Here is a 25419-nt window from a genome sequence, read left to right as displayed (position 1 = left end):
AAATCAACACAGTCGATTTTACAATTTAGAGCCCTTAATGTGCGCGGCATGAAGTATAAAAAGCCAAAACCATAAGGCGGAATAGCCGATGAGATAAACCCACTCCCCCTCTTAAATATAAAAAGAGGAGTGGTACTTTTATCCAATCGATATCAATCAAGCCAATTTAAAGGCTTTTATTTTGGGCAGATGTGCGGCGAGTTGGGGGAATTTGTGGGGCTGAACGTCATCCCAATCAATCGAATAATAGGCGCTTAATTCACTGGCGAGTTGCAGATTATCGAACATCTCATCATTCACTGAGAATATGCACATGGCCTTGTGGGTATTCTTTTCACGAAATTGCGACACGCACTTATTGGCAATATCGGCATATTCTTCTGGGCGGTCAATCTTGCCCTGCATATTCTCTTCTGGGTGCAAATTGGGGTTAATCAGCACAGATTTAAGACCATTCAAAAATCCAATGCGTTCGGCCCAATAAGCGCCGAGTCCCACGCCGACCATTAACGGCGCGGGATCGTCGCTATGCTTCATTTGCTTGGCGACTTCCTTGAGCAAGTGTTGCATGTCGTGCTTAGGGTGCAAGGTGCTGTAACTGACCAAACGTACGTCAGGGTCGATAAATTGCAACTGACGCATTTTTTCGTGATTACCTGGGCTAGTCGCATCAAATCCATGAAGATAGAAAATCATATCAAGGCCTTTTAATCATTTTTGATTACAGTGAATTAACTAACCCTAGCAAAAGAGTGATCTCACACCTTGCGCTACATCAAACTTTCGCCTGTTGGGCCAAACAAATTTGCTCCGCAAGCTGCTTCGCGTTTTCCCAACGGGCGGTATTATCGAGCGCTGCGGCCGTTTGTGCGGCATTGGGCTTGAGTAAACTTGCAGGATGCTGCGGCGCACTCGCTGGCCATGTAAAACCATCCAGCAGCGACATTACGCCCGCATTGTCATTGCACACTAAAATCATATCGCAACCGGCGGCTAAGGCAGCGCTGGCCCTTGCACGGTAATCGCCCGCAAATCCTGCGCCTTGCATGCCAAGATCGTCGGAGAAAATCACCCCGTTAAAGCCAAGCTCTTTGCGCAGCACTTGTTTTAGCCAGTATTCAGAAAAACCCGCAGAGTTGGGGTCGACTTTAGGATAAACCACGTGCGCGGGCATCACGCCTAATAACTTCTCTTTTGCGATCAAGTCTTTAAACGGCAGGATATCCTTTGCAAAAATCGCCTCGGCATCGCGATCATCAATCGGTTTCTCGTAGTGCGAATCCGCCACCACACTGCCGTGTCCGGGGAAATGTTTACCCACAGCGCCCATGCCAGCGGCGGCCATACCCGCAATAAAGCTTTCGGCCAGTGTAATCACCTCGGCAGGCTCTGGGCTAAAGCTGCGTTTACCTATGACTTGACTCACGCCATTTAAGTCCAATACGGGCGCGAAACTTAAGTCGATATCGCAGGCCAGTAATTCAATCGCCATCAAGAAACCGAGCTCACAGGCCCAGCGTTTGGCTAACGCTATATCACCTTTTGCTGCGGGTAAAATGTCGCCCATGGCGGGAATAACGGTAAAGCCATCGCGGAAGCGTTGTACTCGACCGCCCTCATGATCGACGGCAATTAATAGTTCAGGGCGAATTTGGCGTATCTGTTGTACCAGACGGATCAACTGATCACGGCTTGAAAAATTGCGGGAAAATAGAATTAAACCACCCACCTGTGGATGGCGTAGCATCTCAGATTCTGCCTCACTGACGTCCAACGACAGTAGGTCCAACATTAAATAGCTCATACTTCTCCCTAAAAATTTTCATTAATACTCAAAAAATAACCACTCAAGCCATAAGTAGTCCGCGCTCACAAAAATGCTCAAAAAAGCGAACCATCTGCCCTTGTAGCGCTTTTAAAGCCTGTATTCTTGACCATAAAATGGCCAGCAAAAAAGTCCCAATTAAGTTCAGCTTATCCGAACTATATCGAATTAAAAAAACTAATGTGAATTGTCACACTAATCTATGGGATACTGAGGTTAGAGTATCACACAAGCAGATTTCGCATGAAAGAGCGCCGCCATTGACCAGAGTTCACGTTGAAGATTAGCGTGCTTCAATCTGCAGAGCGAGCAATCCCATGCACTCAGACTAAAATAATAAACAAGACACAACAGGACTTCTATCATGATTAGCGTATTTGACATGTTCAAGATCGGCATAGGTCCATCGAGTTCACATACCGTCGGCCCAATGAAAGCGGGCAAAATTTTTATGCAAAACCTGACTGACTCAGGACTCGTGACCCAGATTGATGAATTAAGAGCCGAGCTCTTTGGCTCCCTCGGCCAAACAGGCAAAGGCCACGGCACTGGCAAAGCAGTGATTTTAGGCTTAATGGGTGAAGATCCAGAAACCGTAGATACTGACAGTATCGACGGCATTTTAGAGCACGTCTCCAAGGACGAAACCTTAACTCTGCACTGTGGCAAAGTGGTTAAATTTACCCGCGAGCAAGGCATTACCTACCACAGACGTAAAACCTTGCCAGCACACGCCAACGCCATGACCTTATACGCTTATTGTAAAGATGAGTGTATTTTCGAGCGCACTTATTATTCTGTCGGCGGCGGCTTTATCTTAGATGAAGACGAAATCAGCCAACGTAACGCATCACCTGCATCACCAATCGAAGCAGCCCCTTTTGATTTTGGTAGCGCAGCACAATTATTAGAATTGTGTGGCGAGCAAGGTCTGAGCATTTCTTCTTTGATGATGGCGAACGAACTGAGTTTAGCCACAGAAGATGAAGTCAAAGCCAAGCTGTGGAACATTTGGCAGACCATGAAAACCTGTATCGAACGCGGTTATCAAAAAGAAGGCATTTTACCTGGTGGCTTAAAACTGCGTCGCCGCGCCCCTGCCCTGTACCGTCGTTTGAAAGCAGAAGGCCGTAACAACGTCGACCCATTAACCGCAATGGATTGGGTCGATTTATTCGCCCTGTCGGTCAACGAGCAAAATGCAGCCGGCGATCGCGTCGTGACGGCACCCACAAACGGCGCTGCGGGAATTATCCCTGCAGTATTATGCTATTACGATACCTTCGTACAAGAAGTGGATATCGATGTCTGCGCCCGTTACCTATTAACCGCCGCCGCGATTGGTATTTTGTACAAGAAGAATGCCTCAATTTCTGGCGCCGAAGTGGGTTGCCAAGGTGAAGTTGGCGTAGCCTGTTCTATGGCTGCTGGCGCACTGACTGAAATCATGGGCGGCACGATTGAGCACGTTGAAAACGCAGCTGAAATCGGCATGGAACATAACTTAGGCTTAACCTGCGATCCTGTGGGCGGCCTAGTGCAAGTGCCTTGTATCGAACGTAATGCCATGGGCGCGATCAAAGCGATCAACGCCTCTCGTATGGCCCTACGCGGTGACGGTCACCATAAGGTTTCACTGGATAAAGTGATCAAAACCATGATGGATACCGGCAGAGATATGCGCAGCAAATACAAAGAAACCGCCAAAGGCGGCCTAGCAGTCAACATTGTTGAGTGCTAAGTGCTGAGTGTTAGTTCACTCCCACTAATCACTTAAACTGCATTATAAAAAATGCCGCGACTCACTGAGTTGCGGCATTTTTGTTTTAGCTCATCGGCGTGACTGCTGAATCGACGATTCAGGGCTTAAAGTACAAACTATGGAACTTAAGGTGTTCTTCAATAAAACTCGCGATGAAGTAGTAGCTGTGATCGTACCCCGCTTGCATCCGCACATCTAAGGGATAACCCTTAGCATTGGCAATGTCCACTAGCGATTGTGGCATCAATTGGGTGTCTAAAAAGCTATCGGCTTCACCTTGGTCAATCATAACTGGCACCTCGGCAATGGCGAGCTTGAGCAACTCACAAGCATCGTACTGGCGCCAGTGTTCACGATTCTCACCTAAATACTCACTGAAGGCTTTAATGCCCCAAGGCGCATTACTCGGATTCGAAATCGGACTAAAGGCCGAAATAGAGCTGTATCTGTGCGGATTACTCAGGCCAATCACCAAAGCACCATGGCCGCCCATCGAATGGCCAGAGATGGCGCGCTGGGTAGTCACCGGAAAATGCGCTTCAATCAACGCGGGCAACTCGTGGACAATGTAATCGTACATTTTGTAGTGTCGATTCCACGGTGCCTTGGTCGCATTGAGGTAGAACCCAGCTCCTAAGCCTAAATCGTAGGCTTTGTCCGCTGCATCGGGCACATCATCACCGCGAGGACTAGTATCAGGGGCAACAATCGCCATCCCAAGCTCAGCCGCCATGCGCTGGGCGCCTGCCTTCTGCATAAAGTTTTCATCGGTGCAGGTTAAGCCTGAGAGCCAATACAGCACAGGCACAGGTTTATTCACCGCTTCAGGTGGCAGATAAATCGCAAAGCGCATCTCGCAGTTTAACGACTGAGATTGATGGCGATATTGCTTATGCCAACCGCCGAAACTCTTGTTACAACTGATATTTTCTATGGTCATACAAGTCCTTTTAAGCTCAATCTTTTAGCGCTTGTCTTAGCGTTAGTCATGGCATTTGTCTTAGCGTTTGCCATCTGCTCAGTGCAACACAGCAGACAGATTGTCACCTGTCTGCCGGTTTGTCACATCAAGCTGAAGCATCAATTGACAGTGCGAAACCGCTTATTTATCAAAATGGATCACGCTACGGATGCTTTTACCTTCGTGCATCAGCTCGAACGCTTCATTGATTTGCTCCAGCCCCATAGTGTGCGTGATAAAGTCATCGAGCTTAAACTCACCCGCCATGTAACGCTCAACAATGTGTGGTAGTTCAGAACGCCCTTTCACGCCGCCAAAAGCAGAACCGCGCCACACTCGGCCAGTAACTAATTGGAATGGACGGGTTGAAATCTCTTGCCCAGCACCGGCAACACCGATGATGACCGACTCGCCCCAACCCTTATGACAACACTCTAAAGCGCTGCGCATCACGTTGACGTTGCCGATACACTCAAATGAGTAATCTACGCCGCCGTCGGTCATCTCAACGATCACCTCTTGGATGGGCTTATCGAGTAATTTAGGGTTGATGCAATCGGTCGCGCCGAGTTTTTTGGCTAACTCGAACTTAGACTCGTTGATATCAATGGCGATAATGCGGCTGGCTTTTGCCATAGTCGCGCCAATGATCGCCGATAAACCAATACCGCCGAGGCCGAAAATAGCCACGGTTGCGCCTTCTTCCACTTTGGCCGTGTTCATCACAGCGCCCATGCCAGTGGTCACGCCACAACCTAACAGACAAATTTCTTCTAATGGCGCGCTCTTATTGACTTTCGCCAATGAGATTTCAGGCAGCACAGTATATTCAGAGAAAGTCGAGCAGCCCATGTAATGGAAAATAGGTTTGCCATCGAGATAAAAACGCGTGGTGCCATCGGGCATTAAGCCTTTACCTTGGGTCGCACGAATTTTTTGGCACAGGTTAGTCTTACCCGATAGGCAGAACTTACACTCGCCGCACTCTGGGGTATAAAGTGGGATCACATGATCGCCCACTTGCACGCTGGTCACGCCCTCGCCCACTTGCTCAACGATACCGCCACCTTCGTGGCCTAGAATTGCTGGGAATACGCCTTCAGGATCGTCACCGCTCAAGGTAAACGCGTCCGTGTGACACACGCCTGTAGCCACAATGCGCACTAAGACTTCGCCCGCTTTTGGTAACATCACATCCACTTCTTCAATTTTCAGTGGTTGTCCTGGTCCCCAAGCAACAGCGGCCTTTGATTTAATAAACTGCGGTTTTTCGTTCGACATTGTTACCGTCCCTTGATAAGTAATAGGAGAAAGTTATTGTTGTAATCAATTCCACTTAAGCTAAAGCATCTTGGTTCAAACATATTGGCTCAAACATACCGACTCAGCATACGCTGATACCGATTGCACTGATGCTAATGAATAGGAAGATTGTATTTGTTTCTCAGCGAGAGACAATCTAGTATTCAAGCAATTCATTTTTACTGAGTAACAACAATGTATCTCTGGGATGGCATTTCTGAATTTGTCGCAGTGGCTGAGGCTGAAAGTTTTACCTTAGCGGCGCAGCGACTGAATATCTCTACCGCCCACGTGAGCCGCCAAGTCAGCGCCTTAGAGAATCGCCTCGGCACTAAGCTGTTTTACCGCACTACTCGTAAAGTGTCGCTAACCGAAGAAGGCACCATTTATTATCGTCATTGCCGCCAATTACAAACCGGGTTGGAAGAAGCCGAGCGCGCCATCTCAAACCTAAAGGACTCACCCCAAGGCTTAGTCAAACTCACGGCGCCCGTGGCCTATGGCGAGAAATTTATCATGCCGTTACTCAATGATTTTATGGTACAATATCCCAGTGTTGAGTTTAGTGTCGACCTCACTAATCGCACCTTGGACTTGATTGAAGGTGGTTACGATCTGGCCATTCGCCTCGGTAAACTCGCCGATTCGAGTTTAATGGCTAAACCGCTCAGCAGCCGCACTCACTATGTGGCCGCCTCACCGAGTTATGTGGAAAAATACGGCCAGCCCCATACCTTATCTGAACTTAGTCAGCACAATTGCTTGATTGGTAATCACAATTACTGGCGCTTTGTGGAGAATGGCCGCGAGCGCAATATCAAAGTGCGCGGCAATCTCAATTGTAACAGCGGCTACGCATTAAGGGATGCGGCACTAAAGGGAATTGGTATAGTACAACTGCCTGATTATTATATTGAAGAAGATATTCAAGCAGGACGTTTACTGTCCTTACTCGACGGTCACCGCGAAGCCAAAGAAGGCATTTGGGCGCTCTATCCGCAAAACCGCCATTTATCGGCCAAGATCCGCGTATTAGTCGATTACCTCGCCGAAAAACTCATCGAACAGGACTAATCTTTTTCTGAACAGCCGGTTGTTGAGCAGTATTTTGTGGAGCAGTCTGTTGCTAAAAAATCTATTGCTGAGAGGTTTATTGTGGAGCCGCCTGTTGTTGAGCGGATTACTCAGTTCGAACAAACAAAGCGATAACAGACAAGACGCCGCAAACTAGCGCCAGTTTTCCCGTAAAGTGTAATACAACATGCCTAACGCCAGCGCTTGATTGCCGAACCATTCATTTAACGGAATACGGATATGGCGCATGCCGGCAAACAAATCAAATTCACGCAATTGTCCATCCATCGCATTGGCCATGATCTCAGCCATAATGTGTGATGTCGCCACCCCATGCCCAGAATATCCTTGGCAATAGAATACATTAGGCGATACTTTGCCGAGCTGCGGGATACGGTTAATCACAATCCCCGCCATTCCCGCCCACGCAAATTCGATATCAACACCCTTTAATTGCGGAAACGTGCGCTCAATTGCAGGCCGTAATTCCGCCGCCACATTTTTAGGATCGCGGCCGCTGTAATTAGTGCCGCCGCCGAACATCAACCGTTTATCTGCAGTCAGGCGATAGTAATCCAGCACAAAGCGACAATCGTACACGGCTAAATCCTGCGGATTAATCTGCAAAGCGATCTCATCAGGCAAAATTGCAGTAGCACAATTGCCTAAGGACGCAGGAAATAACATGCCACGCAATTGAGGGCGCGCAAGTTTATGGTAGGCATTCCCCGCGATCAGCACGCTATTGGCGCGCACTTTTCCCTTGGCGGTGACAACGGTAGCTACATCGCCTTCTTCAATATCGAGCACGGGCGAGTTTTCAAAGATCAACGCCCCAAGACCTGCTGCAGCGCGGGCTTCACCCAGGCATAAATTGACTGAGTGCAAATGCATGTTGCGCCGATTAACTAAGCCGCCGTGATACAAGGGCGAGCCTAAATAGGTGGGCATTTCATCGGCGGAGACCAAGGTCATAAACTCACACATACCGCGACGCTGCGCTTCATCATGCATAGCCCTAAGCTCGTGCATATGCTGCATCTGGTAAGCGGTTTGGATATGACCAAACTTTAAATCACACTCTATGCCGTACTTGGCCACTCGATTTTTAATAATGTCATGACCGCGCCAACGTAAATTCCACACATAATCTTCAGCTTCATTACCAATCTGACGACGCAGTTGTTTTGTCATCGCGGCATCGCCAGACAAACTGCCTGTCACCTGCCCGCCGTTGCGTCCGGTTGCGCCCCACGCAATTTTATTAGCCTCAATAAGTGCCACCTTGTAGCCCTTCTCGGATAATTCCAGCGCCGTTGCTACACCGGTAAACCCGCCACCGACAATCACCACATCGACGCGAATGTCGCCTTCAAGCGCAGGATAATTCGACTCTTGGTTTATGGTGGCATTGTAGTAGGAGGCGCAACGCTCTGCTGGCATAGTCATTCCTTGATGTTGAAAGTTAAGTGTTAAAAGTTAAATATTAAAAGTTGAGTGTTGAACGTTAAGTACTAAAAGCTGTGTGCTGGTAATGGGTGTTGAGTCTTAGTTTATAGGCGCGAGTGTTAACACGTCCCCCCAACGGTTGTTTTATATTTTTTACAAGCGTTCAGAATTTGAGAGTATATCTGAGTTGAGATCGAGGTCAATAGTGGATTGGATTAACCGCTTGCTGGACATAACAAAGGGAGTTGGGCTGGCTCCTGCTTGACGAGCCTGAAATGGAAAAGCTTGAGATGAAAGTATCTGAAATGCCGGCCCCTGTGATTATGGAGCTAGAGATTAAGGAGCCAGAGATTAAGAATATGAGCTTAGGCGCCGAATATTAAGGCGTGGCTCATTTTATCTTTTAAGCCTTATGCTTTTTGCTGGTTTAAGATAGGCTTGTGCGGCGTCATCCTCTTTTAATCTCAGCAACCTAGAGTCCATTATGCCACGATTGCCAATTGTCCAGCCACTTAGCCAACTGCCGTTTTCCCAAGCGTGCGAAAACAACAAAGCGCCGATTTTAGCCGTATTAACGCAAGCATTCTCACTCAACCAACATGTGCTCGAAATCGGCAGTGGCACTGGCCAACATGCCGTATTTTTTGCAGCAAATCTTCCCCATTTAATCTGGCAAACCAGCGATCAAGCAGAATATATTGGTGGCATTAGCGCAAGATGCGAGCAAGAAGGCGGGCTATTCAATGCTGGGGCAAATCTAGCTTTACCGCTTATCCTTGATGTTACCGCGCCATGGCCGGTGGAGGGATTAACACCTGATATTGATGGCGTATTTACTGCGAACACTTTGCATATTATGAGCAAAAACATGGTAGAAGCGCTTTTTACTGGTCTTGGTCTGTATCTCCCCCAACTCAAAACACTGTGCATTTACGGCCCCTTCAACTACCAAGGCGAATTCAGCAGTGACAGCAATCGCCAATTCGATGCCTTTTTAAAACAGCGCGATCCCGCCAGCGGCATTCGCGATATCGAATGGATTTGCAGTTTAGCCAGCGAGCAAGGCTTAACACTCGAGCAAGATGTGGCTATGCCCGCCAATAATCGACTGCTGCATTTTGTTAAAGGCTAGCATTTTGTTAGGGACTCGTTTCTTGTTAAAAGCTAGCTTTAGTATCGTGGTTTAGTCAGTTTTGGCCTCAGCGGTTCTGTGCCCATAACTCAGCACTCGGGTGGCTTTCCACTGTTCGCCCTGTTTGCGCCACACAATGACAAAGTCGGCTAGACCATCACAGCTGCCGGTTTCAAAGCTGCAAAAACGGTGAACGCCTAGCTCTATTGCGCCAAACTCTTTCACCGGAAACACTTTCATCGTGCCCGCAACTAACTCGCGGCGGTAATGGCCACAGGCGTATTTTTCGGTGTTGGCGATCATGTCCTTGCGGTTCCACGTCACGCCACCTGTGTCGTGGTAAAACTCCACATCTTCAGTGAAAAACGCCGCGTGTTTCTTAAGTTCAGCGGAGGCTGCGCACTTATTGAAGCTATCAAACACGGCAAAATCCACCGCTGCAATTTGGGCAGATAAGGTATCTTCTAACGCTGTCGCGGGTTGCGCAATGCCTGCATGTGAAGCCTCAGCGGTTTTATCCGATGCGGCTTTAGCTAGTGTAGGAGCATCTGTGGCAACAGCCGGTTCGGTTGTGGCGAGTGACAAGGTTAAAACGGCGACTGTGGCTAGGCTATAAAATGCTGGATTCATATTCTCTCCGTGAATGTTGGCTGTAAATTTTTATGGCGACGATTCACATCACAAACCTGCATAACGCCACAAATCTGAAGCAGAAGTGTCAGCAAAGCGTATGCCAATTAAATTATCCTTTTAAATCAGAATAATATAATTAAAAATTGAATTTACCTGCTGCATCTGCCGACAATTTATGGCTAGTTTCACTATCTTTGCGCGATTTAACCCACCTCAGCGTTTCGCTTTTTCGCATTAGCTTTCTCATATTTGCTTCTCAGCAATATCAGTTTCGTGGTGAACGCTGCGATCCACAACTGCATACCCGCTATCATACTGTTACTAAAGAGTAAAATTTACATAGTCTTTACACAAAAGCGGGATCTGCACTCTTGATGCACTATTTAAGAATAATTATCATTCGCCGAAATTATCCAAGGAAGAATGATATGTCCCGCTTAATCCGCCGTACTCGCAAAACAAGTCATACATCCGTTGCAGCTCTGTCACCTAAACTGAGCCTGCTATCGCGCGCCATTGGCTTAAGCCTGTTGTTACCCGCTGCATGGGCAACTGCAGCAGCTCCCCAAGATGCCACGCCAGAAATGGAACGTATGGTGATCACAGCTACGCAAACTCAGCATTCGGAACTGTCGGCGCCCGCTTCTGTGTCAGTAATTAACCGCAGCGAGCTCGAAGCGCTAGTGATCGACGATCTGGCCAGTGCAGTGCGTTATTTACAGGGCGTGAATATCAGTGAAGGCACGCCCTATGGTCGCAATGAAATTAGCCTACGCGGACTGGATTCGGACTACACGCTGATCTTAATCAACGGTCGGCGAGTCAACTCCCGCGAAGCGCTAACCTCCAGTTATGGTAACGATTTTGACTTATCATCCATTCCCATGTCTGCGATTGAGCGTATCGAAGTCGTGCGCGGGCCCATGTCATCCCTGTATGGCTCCGAAGCCTTAGGTGGCGTGGTTAACGTGATTTTGCGCCAACCCACTGACGACTGGCAGACCAGTGTCGGCGTGCAATACGATACGCCCACCAGCGGCAAAGGTGGCGACAGCACTAAGTACAATTTCTACACCAGCGGCGCGCTGATCAAAGATAAATTGCTGGCAAACTTAATCGTCGACAGCAATCAACGTGATGCCTGGCGCTCAGATTTAAAACCCACAATCGATGCGTTAGAAGACAGAGATGAAATCAGCGCCCTCGCTAACCTGCAATGGTTGATTGATAGCCAACAAGATCTGCAATTTGACTTAAGTTACGCCAACGACGAACGCGAGTCGGATTGGAATAACTACGGCACTATCCTTACCAATAACCAGCAAGCCGAGCGGATAAGCTCAGGTTTAACCCACAATGGCCACTGGAATTGGGGCGATACTCGCCTGCGCTATTACTATGAAAATGTTGAGGTGACTGACGACTCGGCGCTGATCGCCGAGATTGGGCATATCACCCAAACTAACCACAATCTCGACGGCCAAACCACAGTACTACTTGGGGATCACATGTTAACCAGCGGCGCGGAATACCGTTGGACTCAGCTTGAAAACAGCCGCAATATTTTGGGTGATGGCACCTTAGACGACAGCCAGTCAGCCTTGTATCTGCAAGATGAATTTAGCTTAGGCGAACTCAATATCACCTTAGGGGGGCGCGTCGATCACCACAATGTGTACGGCACCGAATTTAGCCCACGCGTGTATTTGGTGTATAACTTAAGCTCTGAATGGGTGATCAAAGGTGGCGGTGGCAAGGCATTTAAAGCGCCAAATATGTCGCAGTCCCAAGCCGACTATATTATCCCAGCTTGTCGCGGCGCCTGTACCGTCGCGGGCAATCCAGATTTACAAGCCGAAACCTCAGTGAACTACGAATTATCGACCCAATATCAAACCACGGATTTTGGCGGCTCAATCACCTACTTCCACAATGATGTAGAAAATAAAATCATCACAGAAACCTGGGATAGGACGCCCGGCGCAGTGTTGACTTATCAAAACGTGAACGAAGCCAAGATCACCGGTTGGGAACTACAGGCTTGGTACGATGTAACCGACACGGTCAGCTTTAGCGGTAATTACAGTAAAACCGATGCCGAAGATAAGCAAAATGGCGCGCCTTTTACCCTAACGCCGGATGACAGCTACAACCTGAAACTGCAATGGCTGGCATTGGAGGGCTTATCCACCTTTATCGCCTACCACTATACTGGCGATCAGTATTTGCGCACCAATGTAAAATCGACGGGTTATGGTTCACTAGATCTCGGCGCAAATTACCAAATCAATCCTATGTTCAGAGTCAAACTCGGCGTCACTAACCTAACGGATACAGAACGCGACCAAGTGGCTACCGATCTTGATTACATTCAAAAGAGCCGAAGTATTTATGCGGGCGTGACGGCAAGTTTCTAATAGCAATCAGCCACAGACATGGGTTTATCTTGGTAAAAACGGGCTTGCGAAACTATCGCCAGCCCGTTGTTTATGAATTCAGTTTTAAGCTTTCGAACTTTTAGAACACTTCCCCAAGCGAGCTGCCTTAAGGGATTTGTTTTATGGGATAGGCTTTAAGGGAGCGTTTTTAAGGGATCTGCCTTAAAAATTCCAGCGCTTTATCTAAGTCACGGGTGCGCGCCATCGGCGGCAATGAGTTTAAAAAGGCTTGGCCATAGTAGCGATTCACGATGCGATTATCGCAAAGGATCAGCACACCGCGATCTTTCTCATCACGAATAAGACGGCCAACACCTTGTTTTAGCGCAATAATCGCCTGCGGTAAGGACACTTCAGTAAAAGGATCGAGTCCATGACGACTAACATTGTCGGCTCGGGCACGATACAGGGGCTCATCAGGCGACACAAAAGGTAATTTGTCGATAATCACGCAGCTTAATAATTTGCCGCGCACATCCACCCCTTCCCAAAAACTGCTGGTGCCGAGCAATACCGCATTGCCGAGTTGGCGAAACTTCGTCAGAAGACTCTGTTTACCCGCTTGACCTTGTACCAGCAGCGGATAATGAGTGCGAGTTCGCAGTGCCAGCGCCGCTTGTTCGAGCATTTTATGGCTGGTAAATAAAATAAAAGTCCGTCCCTGTGCCGCATCTATAGCTTGCACGCACACCTCCACCAGCTGCTTTAACGCTTGCTGTTGATTGGTCACGCTGCCGAGTTGTCTCGGCACACAAAATACCGCTTGGCGGGGATAATCGAAGGGACTGTCGAGAATGCTTTGCTGCGCATCGACGATACCCATTTCTCTGGCGAAATGGGCAAGACTGCGGTTAACTTGCAAAGTTGCCGAGGTAAATATCCAGCTGGTTTCCGGCACAAATAACTGCTGGCACTCACGGGCAATATTGATGGGTGAAATTCGCAGCACCACAAAGCGACTACCAAATTCAATGCTGTAGGCCGCCAGATTATTATCGCAGTTAAAAAACACACTGAGCTTATTATTCAGCTCCGCCAACTTGATGGCGATATCATCTAACAATTCACTGCGGCCAATATGGGCCATTAATAAATTCTGCAGCGCAGTTAATTCCGCTAATAAATCCCATGACGCCGCCGCGAGCGCTTTATTGCCCAGCACTAAACGCCAGTCGGATTCACCGCAGGAATATAACTGATTATGCCAGTCACTTAATTTAGCGAGGCAACGCTGACAAAATTGGGCGAGTTGCCCCGTATCACTGAGTTCGGTCTGATAAATAGCGAGTAGCTTTTGAATAAAATCATCGATAGTGCGACTCGAACATTGCTGGCCAAAATAGTTAACGCAAATATCGGGTAATAAATGCGCTTCATCGAAAATCACTACGTCGGGATCGGGCAGTAACTCGGCAAAGCCCGTGTCTTTGAGTACGCTATCGGCGAAAAATAAATGGTGGTTAACCACAATAATTTTGGCATCCATGGCACGGCTGCGCGCCTTGCGCGTAAAGCAGGCATCATAAAAATCGCAGCGCTTACCAATACAGCTTTCTTTGGTACTGACCACGAGCGGCAGCGCCGAGGAATTCTCAGGTACTGAGGTCAAGCCGCCAATATCGCCATCTTTACAGGTGCTCGCCCACTGATTGATTTTCAACAAATCATCCAATAAACGCGCATCGATATGTGTCGCCTCGCTCATTTGCTTATCGAGTCGCCACTGGCACAGATAATTATTGCGCCCCTTAAGCAGCGCCAGTTTGGGCTCAATCCCCAACATGGCGACCAGCGCGGGTAAGTCTTTAAAAAACAACTGCTCTTGCAGATTTTTACTGCCCGTACTGACGATAACTTGCTTGCCGCTCAATATCGCGGGGATCAAATATGCAAAGGTTTTACCCACCCCTGTGCCCGCCTCAATCACCACATTACTCTTAGACGCTATCGCCTCACTCACTTGCTGCGCCATCTGCATTTGGCTTGTTCGCGCACTAAACCCTTGAATATGTTTAGACAATACTCCATCGGGCAAAAATGCGCGTTGCACTTCGCCCGCGAGTCGGCTCACCGCAGCAGCGCCTTTTGAGGCAGCAGGCTTAGCCACTATTTCTTTAGAGGGTGCATGCTTTGATGTCGGTTGGCGGGAGCGAGTCAAAGGGATAATCAATCCTTTATCAAGGTGTTAGGGATCGTTATAAAACAATGTAGTCAGGCCACACTATAAGCTGCTGCGGGCTGCTGAGCGAGTGCATTGTGATGACTTTAATTAACCACAAGCACTGGTTAGTGCCGCAAACCGCAGCCGTAAACGATAGCGTTAAGCTTAACAGCTCGAAGCATTATGCTGATTTAAGATAAGACTACAAGTTAGCAAGGATAATTTCGCGGGTTCTTTCCCTCGCGCCATACATGAGCCTCCATTTAAAGCTATTCATTATGGGTCGTCAGTTTTGATACAAAGCTCCCAAAACAAGATACTTGAGTACGCGCAGCATTAATTGCCATTGTTTCCCCAGTGACTCGCCATAAACTCGTCGCTGAAGGCTCGACGGCGGCATATATGGATATATTCACGGCGTGTTACTGGAATGACTGTGCTTAATGATTACATACACATTGACTTCACGACTTTCTCGGTCATTGGAACAGATTACGCTGATGCTAGTTCGGCACGACTTACCAACACATTTCGGTCCACTTTCAACATCCCCTCAACAAATATGCTCAATGGCTTTATTTAGCGATAACCACCTGCCTTTCACAAAAACGCATAAATATTCTCATTTAATTCAAAATTGCTGTTGCAAAGGCTCATAAAAGCGGTTAGTTTAAATCTACTTATACGGATAGACGTCCGTAACAACGCATTCAACGCTTCACTGTATTTCGAGCAGTTGAGCCAATAAAGTTAAATACCGAGAGAGTAAAATGAGCCCACTACTGAACGCTATCCACCACCATCACCACCATATGCGGTAGCCTTCGGACGCTCACTGCCGGAGGACTATATCCTTCTGGCGGACTGATTCAAGATGATCATAAACCCCTGGAAGGAATTCCGGGGGTTTTTTGCATTTAGGCGTTAATTTTGGTTTTAATTTAAATGGAAATTTTAGATATTTAATAAATTATCAATACGTTAGCTAGAGCACTTAGCTAGATTTTTTAGCTAGAGCCCATTGAACAGCAAGCGTATTAAACCGATTAAACAACACACTTTTGAATCTTTTAATTTTGATACTTTTGAGCGAGATAACACTATGACTGAATCGAACCGTTTACGCATCGCCATCCAAAAATCTGGCCGTCTTTCTACTGACTCTCAGCAACTGCTAAAAAGCTGTGGTGTTAAATTTTCCATTAATGAACAACGCCTTATTGCTCACGCCGACAATATGCCTATCGATTTACTGCGTGTTCGTGATGATGATATCCCAGGATTGGTGATGGACGGCGTGGTTGATATGGGGATCATCGGTGAAAACGTGCTCGAAGAGGAACAAATCGAGCGTCAAACACTGAACAAGCCCGCAGATTGCCTCAAACTGCGTCAGTTAGATTTCGGATCATGTCGCCTCTCGTTAGCCGTACCGACAGAATTCAGTTACGCCGATGCCTCCTCTTTAGAAGGATTACGCATCGCCACTTCTTACCCGAACCTGCTGCGCCGTTTTATGCAACAAAAAGGCATAACTTATCGCGACTGTATGTTAAAAGGCTCGGTTGAAGTCGCCCCACGCGCTGGCCTTGCCGATGGTATTTGTGATCTCGTGTCGACGGGCGCCACCTTAGAAGCCAACGGTTTATACGAAACTGAAGTGATTTACCGCTCTATGGCATGCATCATTCAATCGACCCAAACCCAAACGCCGACGAAACAAGCACTCATCGACAAGATTCTTTCCCGCGTCAATGGTGTTATCCGCGCCCGTGAGAGCAAATACATCCTGCTGCACGCGCCAACCGAAACCTTAGATCAAATCGTCGCCCTGCTGCCTGGCGCTGAAAACCCAACCGTATTGCCATTAAATGATGATACAAACCGCGTTGCTATACACGCCGTCAGTACCGAAGATTTATTCTGGGATACCATGGAACAGCTAACCGCACTCGGTGCCAGCTCAATTCTGGTGATGCCAATCGAAAAAATGATGGGGTAATGTATGGAAATCCTAACTTGGTCAACCTTATCAACCACCGAGCAGAAAACGGCGCTGAAACGCTCACCCTTAATTGGTGACAGCGGCTTAGAGCAAAGCGTTCGTGCCATTCTCGATGCGGTGGCGACGCGGGGTGATGCCGCCATTCAAGAGTTTAATCAAAAATTTGATGGCTTCAATAGCGCTAAGATTGGTGAGCTGCGCATGGGCGAAGCCGAAATAACGGCGGCAAGCGCACGGGTATCGCCAGAGCTGAAAGCGGCGATATCCAAAGCCATGGCGAACATAGATGTGTTTCACAGCGCCCAGCAATTTCGCCCGATTGATATGGAGACCGAGGCGGGAGTACGCTGCGAGCTACGTAGCGAACCGATTGAAAAAGTGGGTTTATATATCCCCGGTGGCAGCGCACCATTAATTTCTACCGTGATGATGCTTGCCCTGCCCGCCAAGATCGCCGGCTGCGAACAAAGAGTATTGGTCAGCCCACCGCCCATCAACGATGCCATTATCTATGCCGCCAATGCCTGTGGGATCACTGAAATCTATCAAGTGGGCGGCGCGCAGGCCATTGCGGCACTGGCCTTTGGCACGGAAACTATTCCGGCGGTTGATAAGATTTTTGGTCCTGGTAATCGCTATGTGACGGAAGCTAAACGCTTAGTGTCACAGGATGGCCGCTGCACTGTGTGTATCGATATGCCGGCAGGCCCTTCTGAGGTGTTGGTGATTGCCGATAGCGACGCGAATTGCGAATTTATCGCCGCCGATTTGCTTTCACAAGCGGAGCACGGCCCTGATTCACAAGTGATTTTAGTGACGGATTCGCAAGCTATCGCGGACGGCGTGAATGACGCACTGACGAGACAACTTGCCGTCCTGCCGCGTTGTGATATCGCGGCAACGGCGCTACTGAGCAGTCGTACTTTGGTTGTGGATGATATGCTGCAAGCCGCGCAGGTTTCTAATCAATATGGGCCTGAGCACTTGATCATTCAAACGCGCTTTCCCCGTGAGGTGCTGAAAAACATTCGCGCTGCTGGCTCAGTGTTTTTAGGCGCTTATACGCCTGAATCAGTTGGCGATTATGCCAGTGGCACCAACCACGTGCTGCCGACTTACGGTTACAGCCGCGCCGTATCGAGCCTGTCATTAGCCGACTTTAGCCGCCGCTTTACCGTGCAGGAACTCAGCGCTAAAGGCTTAATCGGACTGGGGCAAGCGGTCATGACGTTAGCCAGTAACGAATTGCTCGATGCGCACAAAAATGCCGTCGCAGTACGTTTAGCTAGCCTAGAGAAATGATCCGCTTAATGAGATGTGAGTGAAGAAAATGAGCCAAGTGAGCAGCATGGAAAAGACAGCAGAACCCGCAGCATTAGCGTTAAATTTAGCCGAGCGTTTAGCGCGCCCTGAGTTACTGGATTTAACGCCCTACCAGAGTGCCCGCAGACTGGGCGGTCGTGGTGATATTTGGATCAATGCCAACGAATCACCCTTCAATAATGTCGATACCGCAGCGCTCGATTTATCAAAATTGAATCGTTACCCAGAATGCCAACCGCCGCAGCTTATCAGTGCCTACAGCGAATACAGCGGCGTAAGCGCCAGCAAGATAGTCGCCAGCCGCGGCGCCGATGAAGCGATTGAACTGTTAATTCGCGCCTTTTGTATACCTAGTGTCGACAGCATTGCCTGCTTTGGCCCGACGTACGGCATGTATGCCATCAGCGCGAACACCTTTAATGTGGGCGTTAAAGCGTTAAATCTCAGCGCTGAATATGGCTTGCCGACAAGCTATGCCGAGGACGTTGGCGGCGCAAAACTGGTGTTTATCTGCAATCCCAATAATCCGACCGGGACTGTGATCGACAAAGCCATTATCGAGCAAGCAATCAAAGCCCTGCCCGACGCGCTTGTAGTGATCGATGAGGCCTATATTGAGTTTTGCCCTGAAAACAGTGTGGCGGATTTACTGGAAAGCTATCCGAATCTAGTGGTACTGCGCACCCTGTCAAAAGCCTTTGCACTCGCCGGCGCACGTTGTGGTTTTATGCTGGCAAACGAGGCAGTGGTCGAAATCATTATGCGCGTGATTGCGCCCTATCCTGTGCCGCTGCCAGTGAGTGAAGTCGCCACCCAAGCGCTATCAAGCGCTGGCGTTGCACGGATGAAAGTGCAAGTTGCTGAATTAAATGAGCAAGGCGCCAGACTCACCGCGGCGATCAGCGCATATTGTTCAAAATCGAATAGCTCAGATTCTCGCGCCCGCGTGCTTAAGCCTAACGGCAATTATGTACTGGCTGAATTTGATGATGTCGCCAAGGTCGTGGCGTTACTGCAAGGCAGCGGTGTTGTCGCCCGCACCTACAAAGATCCAAGGCTTGCCAAGGCTATCCGCTTTAGCTTCAGTTCAAAGGCGGATACCGATGTGTTAGTGAATTTATTTGAATCGCAACGCACTGAGCAATCACCAGAAACGAATAATATGTAACTGAACATAAAAACTAATAAAACCAATAAAAAGCGAATGCCGCGCTGAAGGTAAAATCAGTTTAAGCATTAGCTAAACGAATTGAATTTGAAGGTAGAGCCATGAACCCACAATTTATCCCGAACGTTGCACAAAAAATTCTGTTTATCGACCGCGATGGCACCTTGATTGAAGAACCCGTCACCGACAAACAGGTCGATAGTCTGGCTAAATTAGTATTTGAGCCACAGGTGATCCCCGCTTTGCTCCGTCTGCAAAAGGCTGGATTTCGTTTAGTCATGGTCAGCAATCAAGACGGCCTTGGCACACCGTCTTTCCCGCAGGAAGATTTCGACGCGCCCCACAATATGATGATGCAAATCCTCAAAAGCCAAGGGGTTAACTTCGAAGATGTGGTGATTTGCCCGCACTTTAACGATGAAAATTGCAGCTGCCGTAAACCTAAGCTTGGGCTAATAAAAGACTATCTCACCCAAGGCTGTATCGATTTCACCCAATCAGCTGTGATTGGCGATCGCGAAACCGATGTGGAACTGGGCAATGCCATGGGCATTAAAAGCCTGAAATATCAACGCGACACTTTGGGCTGGAACGCCATCGCCGATGCGCTGCTCAATAAAGGCCGCACCGCGACGGTCGTGCGCACCACCAAAGAAACTGATATTCGTGTGACTGTGGACCTCGACAGTTCAGTCAAAGGCAAAATCGACACTGGCATTGGCTTTTTCGATCATATGCTCGATCAAATTGCCACCCACGGTAATTTTAGAATGGATGTGAAAGTCGATGGCGACTTAGAAATCGACGATCACCACAGCGTCGAAGACACGGCGCTGGCCATAGGTGACGCCCTGCGCCAAGCGCTCGGTGACAAACGCGGCATTGCCCGTTTCGGCTTTAGTCTGCCGATGGACGAAGCCAAGGGCGAATGTCTGCTGGATATCTCTGGCCGTCCTTTTATCAAATTCTCGGCCGATTTTGAACGTGAGCACGTAGGCGAAATGGCCACAGAAATGGTGCCACACTTCTTCCGCTCCTTTGCCGATGGCCTGCGCTGTACGCTGCATGTGTCGACCGAAGGCGATAACGATCACCACAAGGTTGAAGCCCTGTTTAAAGTGCTCGGCCGCGCGCTACGCCAAGCAGTTAAAGTTGAAGGCGATATTCTGCCATCGAGCAAAGGCGTACTTTAAGGCATCAGCATAAATCGTTTAAGAGGTTAGGATGCAACAAGACACTCTATTAACAGCTGGCCAGCAATTAACAGCTAGCCCGCAATTAACAGCAAATGAATCATCAGATGCTGAAACCGTCATCATAGACACGGGCTGCGCCAATTTAAGCTCAGTACGTTTCGCCTTCGAGCGTTTAGGCGCTAAGGTATTGGTCACAGACGATAAAGCCAAAATCAAAGCGGCAAAACGTGTGGTGCTGCCGGGTGTGGGCACAGCGGGTGCCGCCATGGCGTCCTTACATGAAAAAGGCTTGGTCGAACTCATCCAAGGCCTGACTCAACCTGTGTTGGGCGTATGTCTTGGCATGCAAATGTTGGCGGCAATTTCTAAGGAGCGCGGCGGCAAAGGTCAAGATTGTGAGTGCTTAGGCATAATCCCAACCGACATTTGTGAGCTGGATACGCAGTTACTCAAAGCTGAAAGCCTACCTTTGCCGCACATGGGCTGGAACCAACTTAAGCTCACGACAAACTCACAAGGCGCCAACAGCCCTAACGTTCACCCGCTGTTTGCGGGTATTGAAGATGGCAGTTATGTATATTTCGTCCACAGTTACCGCGCGCCGTTGAGCGAATTTACCTTAGCCGAATGTACCTATGGTGAAGGCTTTAGCGCCGCCATCGGCAAAGGCAACTTTATGGGCGTACAGTTCCACCCCGAAAAAAGTGCCGCCGTGGGCGCGCAAATTCTGCGTAACTTTTTACAGATGGACGAGTTAAAGATGAACAAAGCTCTGATGAACGAAGCTCTGATGCACAAAGCGCTGCGAAGCAACTCTGCTGATGGCCAAGCAGGTGTAAATAAGGCTGACCAATGAATAAATTACTCATCAAAAAACCATTTATTAATAAATTACTTACAAACAAATCAAGGATGTGAACCTATGATTATTCCTGCGATTGATTTAATTGATGGCAATGTTGTCCGCCTTTATCAAGGTGATTACGGCCAGCAGACCACCTTTGATTTAAGTCCTTTGGCGCAGCTGCAATCCTATGAGGCACAAGGCGCGAAGTGGTTACATATTGTTGATTTAACAGGTGCGAAAGATCCCGCTAAACGCCAAACTCTCCTTATCAGTCAACTCGTGGCGGGACTAAACGCTAATATTCAAGTTGGCGGTGGGATTCGCACGGAAGAACAAGTCACTGAATTATTAGCTATCGGCGTAAAACGCGTGGTGATTGGATCACTTGCGGTGAAAGAACCTGAGTTAGTTAAACAATGGTTTATTAAATACGGCAGCGAAGCGATTTGCCTCGCGCTCGATGTCAATATCAACCAGAGCGGCGAGAAAATTGTCGCCGTATCCGGTTGGCAAAGTGGCGGCGGTAAGAGTTTAGAATCCCTTGTAGAAACCTTTAGCGCGGTCGGCTTAAAGCATGCGCTAGTGACTGACATTAGCCGTGACGGCACGCTAACGGGCGCAAATACTGCGCTTTATCAAGAAATTGCCACAAGTTATCCCGATATCGCTTGGCAAGCCTCCGGCGGTATTGCAACTCTTGATGATGTGAGCGCCGTGCGTGACAGCGGCGCTGCGGGTATCATTATCGGTAAAGCCTTGCTTATCAATCAGTTTAACGTGGCGGAGGCAATCCAATGCTGGCCAAACGACTAGTCCCCTGTTTAGATGTAAAAGACGGTAAAGTAGTGAAAGGCGTACAGTTTCGTAACCACGAAATTGTCGGCGATATCGTCCCGTTAGCAGCGCGTTATGCCGAAGAAGGTGCCGATGAGCTGGTGTTTTATGACATTACCGCCAGCGCCCACGAACGTGTGGTCGATAAATCTTGGGTGAGCCGCGTGGCGGAGCAGATTGATATTCCCTTCTGCGTGGCCGGTGGCATTAAAACCATTAGCCAAGCCCGTGAATTATTAGCCTTTGGTGCGGATAAGATTTCGATTAACTCGCCCGCCTTAACCGATCCAAGTTTAATCTCGCGCCTGCAGGACGAGTTCGGCCGCCAGTGTATCGTGATTGGCATCGACTCCTTTTTCGATGCCACCAGCAACAGCTATAAGGTAAAGCAATTTACTGGCGATGAAGCAGCAACTAAGGATACGCAGTGGTTTACCCAAGACTGGGTTGAAGAAGTGCAAAAACGAGGTTGTGGTGAAATCGTGCTCAATGTGATGAACCAAGACGGCGTGCGCGGCGGCTACGATATCAAGCAGTTAAGCCTTGTTCGCGCTATCTGCGACGTGCCTTTAATTGCCTCGGGCGGCGCTGGAACTATGGCGCATTTCCGTGATGTGTTTATTGAAGCCAAGGTCGATGCGGCGCTGGCAGCGAGCGTATTCCACAAGGCGATTATCAACATCGGTGAATTAAAAGCCTATTTAGCGGCCGAAGGCATTGCGATTAGGCGCTAGCTATTGCAATTAGCCGCTCGCGGTTAATCGTGAATAGCGAGCTAATGCCACCTCTCGATACCGCGACAGTAAGAGCATGAGCAATCAACCTGAATATGTCGCTAAAAAGCATCAACAAATTAAGAGTGAACACTATGTCAACGCAAACAAACACTAAAGCGGATTTTAGCGAGCTGGATTGGGACAAACAGGATGGGCTTATTCCTGCCGTGATCCAAAACCATTTATCGGGCAAGGTATTAATGCTCGGTTATATGGATAAGGCCGCGCTGGAAAAAACCTTAAGCACAGGTGATGTGACCTTTTTCAGCCGCTCAAAACAGCGCTTGTGGACTAAGGGTGAAACCTCGGGCAATACCCTAAAGTTGGTGGCTATCGATAAGGACTGCGATAACGACAGCCTGTTAGTGCAAGTGATCCCCAACGGCCCAACCTGCCACAAAGGCACCGAAAGTTGCTGGTTAGATGACAATGCGCACCCATTTTTGAACAACCTCGCCAGCTTAATCACCTCGCGTAAAGGGCAAAGTGCCGATTCCAGCTATACAGCGTCTTTATTTGCACGTGGCACTAAACGTATCGCCCAAAAGGTCGGGGAAGAAGGCCTTGAAACCGCCCTTGCCGCTGCGACCCACGATAAGGAAGAGTTAGTTAACGAAGCCTCAGATCTTATCTATCACTTGCTGGTATTGCTTGAAGATCAAGACTTAAGCCTCAGTGACATCACAGCAAACTTGCTGGCAAGACATGAAAAGGCGCTGCAGAGCAAAGCATAATCTGCTCACTGGCTCTGATATCACGCTGGTCGCTTACATCTTGAAATGCCGCACACTTAAGCCAAGTCTGCGGCATTTTTTATCTTGCCATAAATCTAGCTAACTCCTCTTTCCTTCCCCTCGTTGACCATAAACTCAGTGTGAGTTAGGCATGTCTTCCTGCTTAGTCACATGACAAAAAACAAACAAAATACTGTTGTAATGGTTGACAAGTACACCTCTAATCCCTATGGTAGCCTCCGTTGCCGTTAAGTTATTAAGGCAAGGCATGAAAACACTTATCCGTTTTTACTCAACACACGCTAAGGCAAGTTTTATGTGTTTCACAGCATTTTATACTCCCTATCTGTAGCCGCAATGGGTATACCCAAGCTACCTGAAGATACGAGTTTCAGCATCTTCAGATTGTTTGTGCATAGATAGGCTCCCTCGCCTGACCTTCCATTGTGGCCATATCCTTTCGGATCCGCAGAGCGCCACTGTCTCATTTGCTTAAATCATTTTGTGCTTGAATCGTTTCACATTGAATCGCATCAAAATATTTTAAGACAGTTGCTTTCGGATCAAATCTTTAGCTCTTTTTCATCCGACACGCTTTTGAGATTATGTTATGACACAGAATAAAATTTTCGGCAGTTTGCTGCTTATCGCAGGCACCACTATCGGCGCGGGTATGCTGGCTTTGCCTATCGCATCGGCGGGACTTGGTTTTGGCACGTCCTCCGCCATCATGTTGATCCTGTGGGCGCTAATGGCCTACACGGCACTGCTTATGGTGGAAATCCATCAATTCGCCCCCAGCGATGCCAGCCTTAATCACTTAGCGCAACGCTTATTAGGTCGTAAGGGCCAGTTGATCGCCAATAGCGCCTTGATGTTTTTACTGTACGCCCTTTGCGCCGCCTACATTGCCGGTGGCGGTGAGCAAGTGAACCAAAAGCTGAGCACTTGGCTAGGGCTAAGTTTGCCACCACAGGCGGGCGCCATCCTGTTTACCTTGCTGATTGGGGTGATTGTGGGCATGGGAACTCACTGTGTGGACCTTATCAACCGCGGTTTGTTTGCCCTTAAGCTATTGGCATTACTGCTTATGTTGGCCTTGTTACTGCCGCAGGTAGAAAGCCCACATTTACTCGAACTCCCACTTAACCAAGGTTTGATTATCACGGCTATTCCGGTGATTTTTACCTCCTTTGGTTTCCACGGGTCGATTCCATCAGTGGTGCGCTACTTAGGGGTTGAGGTCAAAGCCCTGCGCAGGATCATGCTACTCGGCTCAGCTTTACCACTGGTCATTTATCTTTTGTGGCAAGTAGGTAGCCAAGGTGTACTGAGCCAAAGCCAATTGCTCGAAAATCAGAGCTTATCGAGCTTTATCAATCAACTGGCGAGCGTACTGCACAGCGAATACTTAAGCAGCGCGATCAGTTTGTTTGCCGATCTCGCCCTTGCGACTTCATTTTTAGGGGTGAGTTTAGGCTTGTTCGATTTTATGGCCTCGACCTTAAGACGTGAGGATAATTTTTCTGGTCGTGGCATAACCGCCGCCATCACCTTTTTACCGCCCTTAGGTTTTGCCCTATTCTACCCCCAAGGTTTTATCACAGCCCTAGGTTACGCGGCGATTGCGCTGGTGATCCTCGCTATCTTTTTACCTGTGGCCATGGTGTGGAAACAGCGCCAGACGCGAGATGCGACCAATATGCCGACGGGATATCGGGTCGCGGGCGGCAAGTTTGCCTTAATGCTCGCCACACTTTGCGGAATAGTGGTTATCGCCGCGCAGATGTTTAGCTAGT

At 48.5% G+C, this 25419-nt stretch carries 20 protein-coding genes; 13 read left to right on the top strand and 7 right to left on the bottom strand.

Annotation, left to right across the window (positions count from 1 at the left end; all coding sequences use genetic code 11):
* Positions 1-156: 156 nt before the first annotated feature.
* Both ycfP and nagZ read right to left on the bottom strand, forming a co-directional pair.
* The gene (gene ycfP / locus DYH48_RS08225) at positions 157-696 is read right to left on the bottom strand and encodes an alpha/beta hydrolase YcfP (RefSeq protein ID WP_115334491.1); all 540 of its coding nucleotides are present in this window, start codon (positions 694-696) and stop codon (positions 157-159) included.
* Between the two features lie 79 nt (positions 697-775).
* A complete protein-coding gene (nagZ, locus tag DYH48_RS08220) occupies positions 776-1804 on the bottom strand; it encodes a beta-N-acetylhexosaminidase (RefSeq protein WP_115334490.1) in 1029 nt (342 codons plus the stop codon).
* 385 nt (positions 1805-2189) lie between these two features.
* On the opposite strand from nagZ, the gene DYH48_RS08215 reads away from it, so the two are divergent.
* Entirely contained in the window at positions 2190-3566 is a 1377-nt protein-coding gene (locus DYH48_RS08215; protein WP_115334489.1) for an L-serine ammonia-lyase, read from the top strand.
* A gap of 118 nt (positions 3567-3684) precedes the next feature.
* On the opposite strand, the gene fghA is transcribed toward DYH48_RS08215, so the two are convergent.
* Both fghA and DYH48_RS08205 read right to left on the bottom strand, forming a co-directional pair.
* Positions 3685-4527: an S-formylglutathione hydrolase gene (fghA, locus tag DYH48_RS08210; RefSeq protein ID WP_011846962.1), complete on the bottom strand. Its 843-nt coding sequence runs from the start codon at positions 4525-4527 to the stop codon at positions 3685-3687.
* Between the two features lie 162 nt (positions 4528-4689).
* Positions 4690-5829, bottom strand: coding sequence for an S-(hydroxymethyl)glutathione dehydrogenase/class III alcohol dehydrogenase (locus tag DYH48_RS08205; protein ID WP_006081880.1), 1140 nt, complete (start codon positions 5827-5829; stop codon positions 4690-4692).
* Positions 5830-6045: 216 nt separating this feature from the next.
* On the opposite strand from DYH48_RS08205, the gene DYH48_RS08200 reads away from it, so the two are divergent.
* Positions 6046-6924 (top strand): LysR family transcriptional regulator, encoded by an 879-nt coding sequence (locus tag DYH48_RS08200; protein WP_012089354.1) that lies wholly within the window; start codon positions 6046-6048, stop codon positions 6922-6924.
* Between the two features lie 153 nt (positions 6925-7077).
* On the opposite strand, the gene DYH48_RS08195 is transcribed toward DYH48_RS08200, so the two are convergent.
* A complete protein-coding gene (locus tag DYH48_RS08195; protein WP_115334488.1) occupies positions 7078-8367 on the bottom strand; it encodes an NAD(P)/FAD-dependent oxidoreductase in 1290 nt (429 codons plus the stop codon).
* Between the two features lie 490 nt (positions 8368-8857).
* Between DYH48_RS08195 and DYH48_RS08190 the strand changes: the two genes are divergently transcribed.
* Positions 8858-9505: a DUF938 domain-containing protein gene (locus DYH48_RS08190; RefSeq protein ID WP_115334487.1), complete on the top strand. Its 648-nt coding sequence runs from the start codon at positions 8858-8860 to the stop codon at positions 9503-9505.
* Between the two features lie 51 nt (positions 9506-9556).
* Here the strand turns inward: DYH48_RS08190 and DYH48_RS08185 are convergent, their stop codons facing one another.
* Positions 9557-10135: a nuclear transport factor 2 family protein gene (locus DYH48_RS08185; RefSeq protein WP_115334486.1), complete on the bottom strand. Its 579-nt coding sequence runs from the start codon at positions 10133-10135 to the stop codon at positions 9557-9559.
* 431 nt (positions 10136-10566) lie between these two features.
* Here DYH48_RS08185 and DYH48_RS08180 point away from each other — a divergent pair, with 431 nt between their 5' ends.
* Positions 10567-12555 carry a TonB-dependent receptor domain-containing protein gene (locus DYH48_RS08180; RefSeq protein ID WP_115334485.1) on the top strand — a complete coding sequence of 663 codons (1989 nt, stop codon included), beginning with the start codon at positions 10567-10569 and terminating at the stop codon, positions 12553-12555.
* A gap of 169 nt (positions 12556-12724) precedes the next feature.
* Here the strand turns inward: DYH48_RS08180 and yoaA are convergent, their stop codons facing one another.
* Positions 12725-14734 carry a DNA repair helicase YoaA gene (gene yoaA / locus DYH48_RS08175; RefSeq protein ID WP_172481166.1) on the bottom strand — a complete coding sequence of 670 codons (2010 nt, stop codon included), beginning with the start codon at positions 14732-14734 and terminating at the stop codon, positions 12725-12727.
* A gap of 1105 nt (positions 14735-15839) precedes the next feature.
* On the opposite strand from yoaA, the gene hisG reads away from it, so the two are divergent.
* The 9 genes from hisG to DYH48_RS08130 all read left to right on the top strand — a co-directional run bounded on the left by hisG (position 15840) and on the right by DYH48_RS08130 (position 25418).
* The gene (hisG, locus tag DYH48_RS08170; RefSeq protein WP_006086295.1) at positions 15840-16739 is read left to right on the top strand and encodes an ATP phosphoribosyltransferase; all 900 of its coding nucleotides are present in this window, start codon (positions 15840-15842) and stop codon (positions 16737-16739) included.
* Positions 16740-16742: 3 nt separating this feature from the next.
* On the top strand, positions 16743-18044 hold the full coding sequence (hisD, locus tag DYH48_RS08165; RefSeq protein WP_115334484.1) for a histidinol dehydrogenase: 1302 nt from the start codon (positions 16743-16745) through the stop codon (positions 18042-18044).
* A 28-nt stretch (positions 18045-18072) separates the two neighbouring features.
* Complete coding sequence (gene hisC / locus DYH48_RS08160) at positions 18073-19233, top strand: histidinol-phosphate transaminase (RefSeq protein ID WP_115336112.1); 1161 nt, start codon at positions 18073-18075, stop codon at positions 19231-19233.
* Between the two features lie 101 nt (positions 19234-19334).
* Positions 19335-20426, top strand: a complete 1092-nt coding sequence (hisB, locus tag DYH48_RS08155) for a bifunctional histidinol-phosphatase/imidazoleglycerol-phosphate dehydratase HisB (RefSeq protein ID WP_012089365.1) — start codon at positions 19335-19337, stop codon at positions 20424-20426.
* Between the two features lie 31 nt (positions 20427-20457).
* On the top strand, positions 20458-21285 hold the full coding sequence (hisH, locus tag DYH48_RS08150; protein ID WP_115334483.1) for an imidazole glycerol phosphate synthase subunit HisH: 828 nt from the start codon (positions 20458-20460) through the stop codon (positions 21283-21285).
* 66 nt (positions 21286-21351) lie between these two features.
* Positions 21352-22089: a 1-(5-phosphoribosyl)-5-[(5-phosphoribosylamino)methylideneamino]imidazole-4-carboxamide isomerase gene (gene hisA, locus DYH48_RS08145; RefSeq protein ID WP_115334482.1), complete on the top strand. Its 738-nt coding sequence runs from the start codon at positions 21352-21354 to the stop codon at positions 22087-22089.
* The gene (gene hisF, locus DYH48_RS08140; protein ID WP_006081894.1) at positions 22071-22844 is read left to right on the top strand and encodes an imidazole glycerol phosphate synthase subunit HisF; all 774 of its coding nucleotides are present in this window, start codon (positions 22071-22073) and stop codon (positions 22842-22844) included. Before hisA ends, hisF begins: the two co-directional genes overlap by 19 nt.
* Before the next feature lie 134 nt (positions 22845-22978).
* Positions 22979-23620, top strand: coding sequence for a bifunctional phosphoribosyl-AMP cyclohydrolase/phosphoribosyl-ATP diphosphatase HisIE (gene hisIE / locus DYH48_RS08135; RefSeq protein ID WP_012089368.1), 642 nt, complete (start codon positions 22979-22981; stop codon positions 23618-23620).
* A gap of 610 nt (positions 23621-24230) precedes the next feature.
* Positions 24231-25418, top strand: coding sequence for an aromatic amino acid transport family protein (locus tag DYH48_RS08130; RefSeq protein ID WP_115334481.1), 1188 nt, complete (start codon positions 24231-24233; stop codon positions 25416-25418).
* Position 25419 lies beyond the last annotated feature (1 nt).

The sequence above is a fragment of the Shewanella baltica genome (assembly GCF_900456975.1).
In the GTDB taxonomy this organism is placed as follows: domain Bacteria; phylum Pseudomonadota; class Gammaproteobacteria; order Enterobacterales; family Shewanellaceae; genus Shewanella; species Shewanella baltica.
This window is presented reverse-complemented; position numbering and strand designations above follow the sequence as displayed.

What these genes read in the sequence shown, in the direction of transcription:
- ycfP (WP_115334491.1), bottom strand. Translation starts at nt 696, where the DNA reads ATGATTTTCTATCTTCATGGATTTGATGCGACTAGCCCAGGTAATCAC.
- nagZ (WP_115334490.1), bottom strand. Translation starts at nt 1,804, where the DNA reads ATGAGCTATTTAATGTTGGACCTACTGTCGTTGGACGTCAGTGAGGCA.
- DYH48_RS08215 (WP_115334489.1), top strand. Translation starts at nt 2,190, where the DNA reads ATGATTAGCGTATTTGACATGTTCAAGATCGGCATAGGTCCATCGAGT.
- fghA (WP_011846962.1), bottom strand. Translation starts at nt 4,527, where the DNA reads ATGACCATAGAAAATATCAGTTGTAACAAGAGTTTCGGCGGTTGGCAT.
- DYH48_RS08205 (WP_006081880.1), bottom strand. Translation starts at nt 5,829, where the DNA reads ATGTCGAACGAAAAACCGCAGTTTATTAAATCAAAGGCCGCTGTTGCT.
- DYH48_RS08200 (WP_012089354.1), top strand. Translation starts at nt 6,046, where the DNA reads ATGTATCTCTGGGATGGCATTTCTGAATTTGTCGCAGTGGCTGAGGCT.
- DYH48_RS08195 (WP_115334488.1), bottom strand. Translation starts at nt 8,367, where the DNA reads ATGCCAGCAGAGCGTTGCGCCTCCTACTACAATGCCACCATAAACCAA.
- DYH48_RS08190 (WP_115334487.1), top strand. Translation starts at nt 8,858, where the DNA reads ATGCCACGATTGCCAATTGTCCAGCCACTTAGCCAACTGCCGTTTTCC.
- DYH48_RS08185 (WP_115334486.1), bottom strand. Translation starts at nt 10,135, where the DNA reads ATGAATCCAGCATTTTATAGCCTAGCCACAGTCGCCGTTTTAACCTTG.
- DYH48_RS08180 (WP_115334485.1), top strand. Translation starts at nt 10,567, where the DNA reads ATGTCCCGCTTAATCCGCCGTACTCGCAAAACAAGTCATACATCCGTT.
- hisG (WP_006086295.1), top strand. Translation starts at nt 15,840, where the DNA reads ATGACTGAATCGAACCGTTTACGCATCGCCATCCAAAAATCTGGCCGT.
- hisD (WP_115334484.1), top strand. Translation starts at nt 16,743, where the DNA reads ATGGAAATCCTAACTTGGTCAACCTTATCAACCACCGAGCAGAAAACG.
- hisC (WP_115336112.1), top strand. Translation starts at nt 18,073, where the DNA reads ATGAGCCAAGTGAGCAGCATGGAAAAGACAGCAGAACCCGCAGCATTA.
- hisB (WP_012089365.1), top strand. Translation starts at nt 19,335, where the DNA reads ATGAACCCACAATTTATCCCGAACGTTGCACAAAAAATTCTGTTTATC.
- hisH (WP_115334483.1), top strand. Translation starts at nt 20,458, where the DNA reads ATGCAACAAGACACTCTATTAACAGCTGGCCAGCAATTAACAGCTAGC.
- hisA (WP_115334482.1), top strand. Translation starts at nt 21,352, where the DNA reads ATGATTATTCCTGCGATTGATTTAATTGATGGCAATGTTGTCCGCCTT.
- hisF (WP_006081894.1), top strand. Translation starts at nt 22,071, where the DNA reads ATGCTGGCCAAACGACTAGTCCCCTGTTTAGATGTAAAAGACGGTAAA.
- hisIE (WP_012089368.1), top strand. Translation starts at nt 22,979, where the DNA reads ATGTCAACGCAAACAAACACTAAAGCGGATTTTAGCGAGCTGGATTGG.
- DYH48_RS08130 (WP_115334481.1), top strand. Translation starts at nt 24,231, where the DNA reads ATGACACAGAATAAAATTTTCGGCAGTTTGCTGCTTATCGCAGGCACC.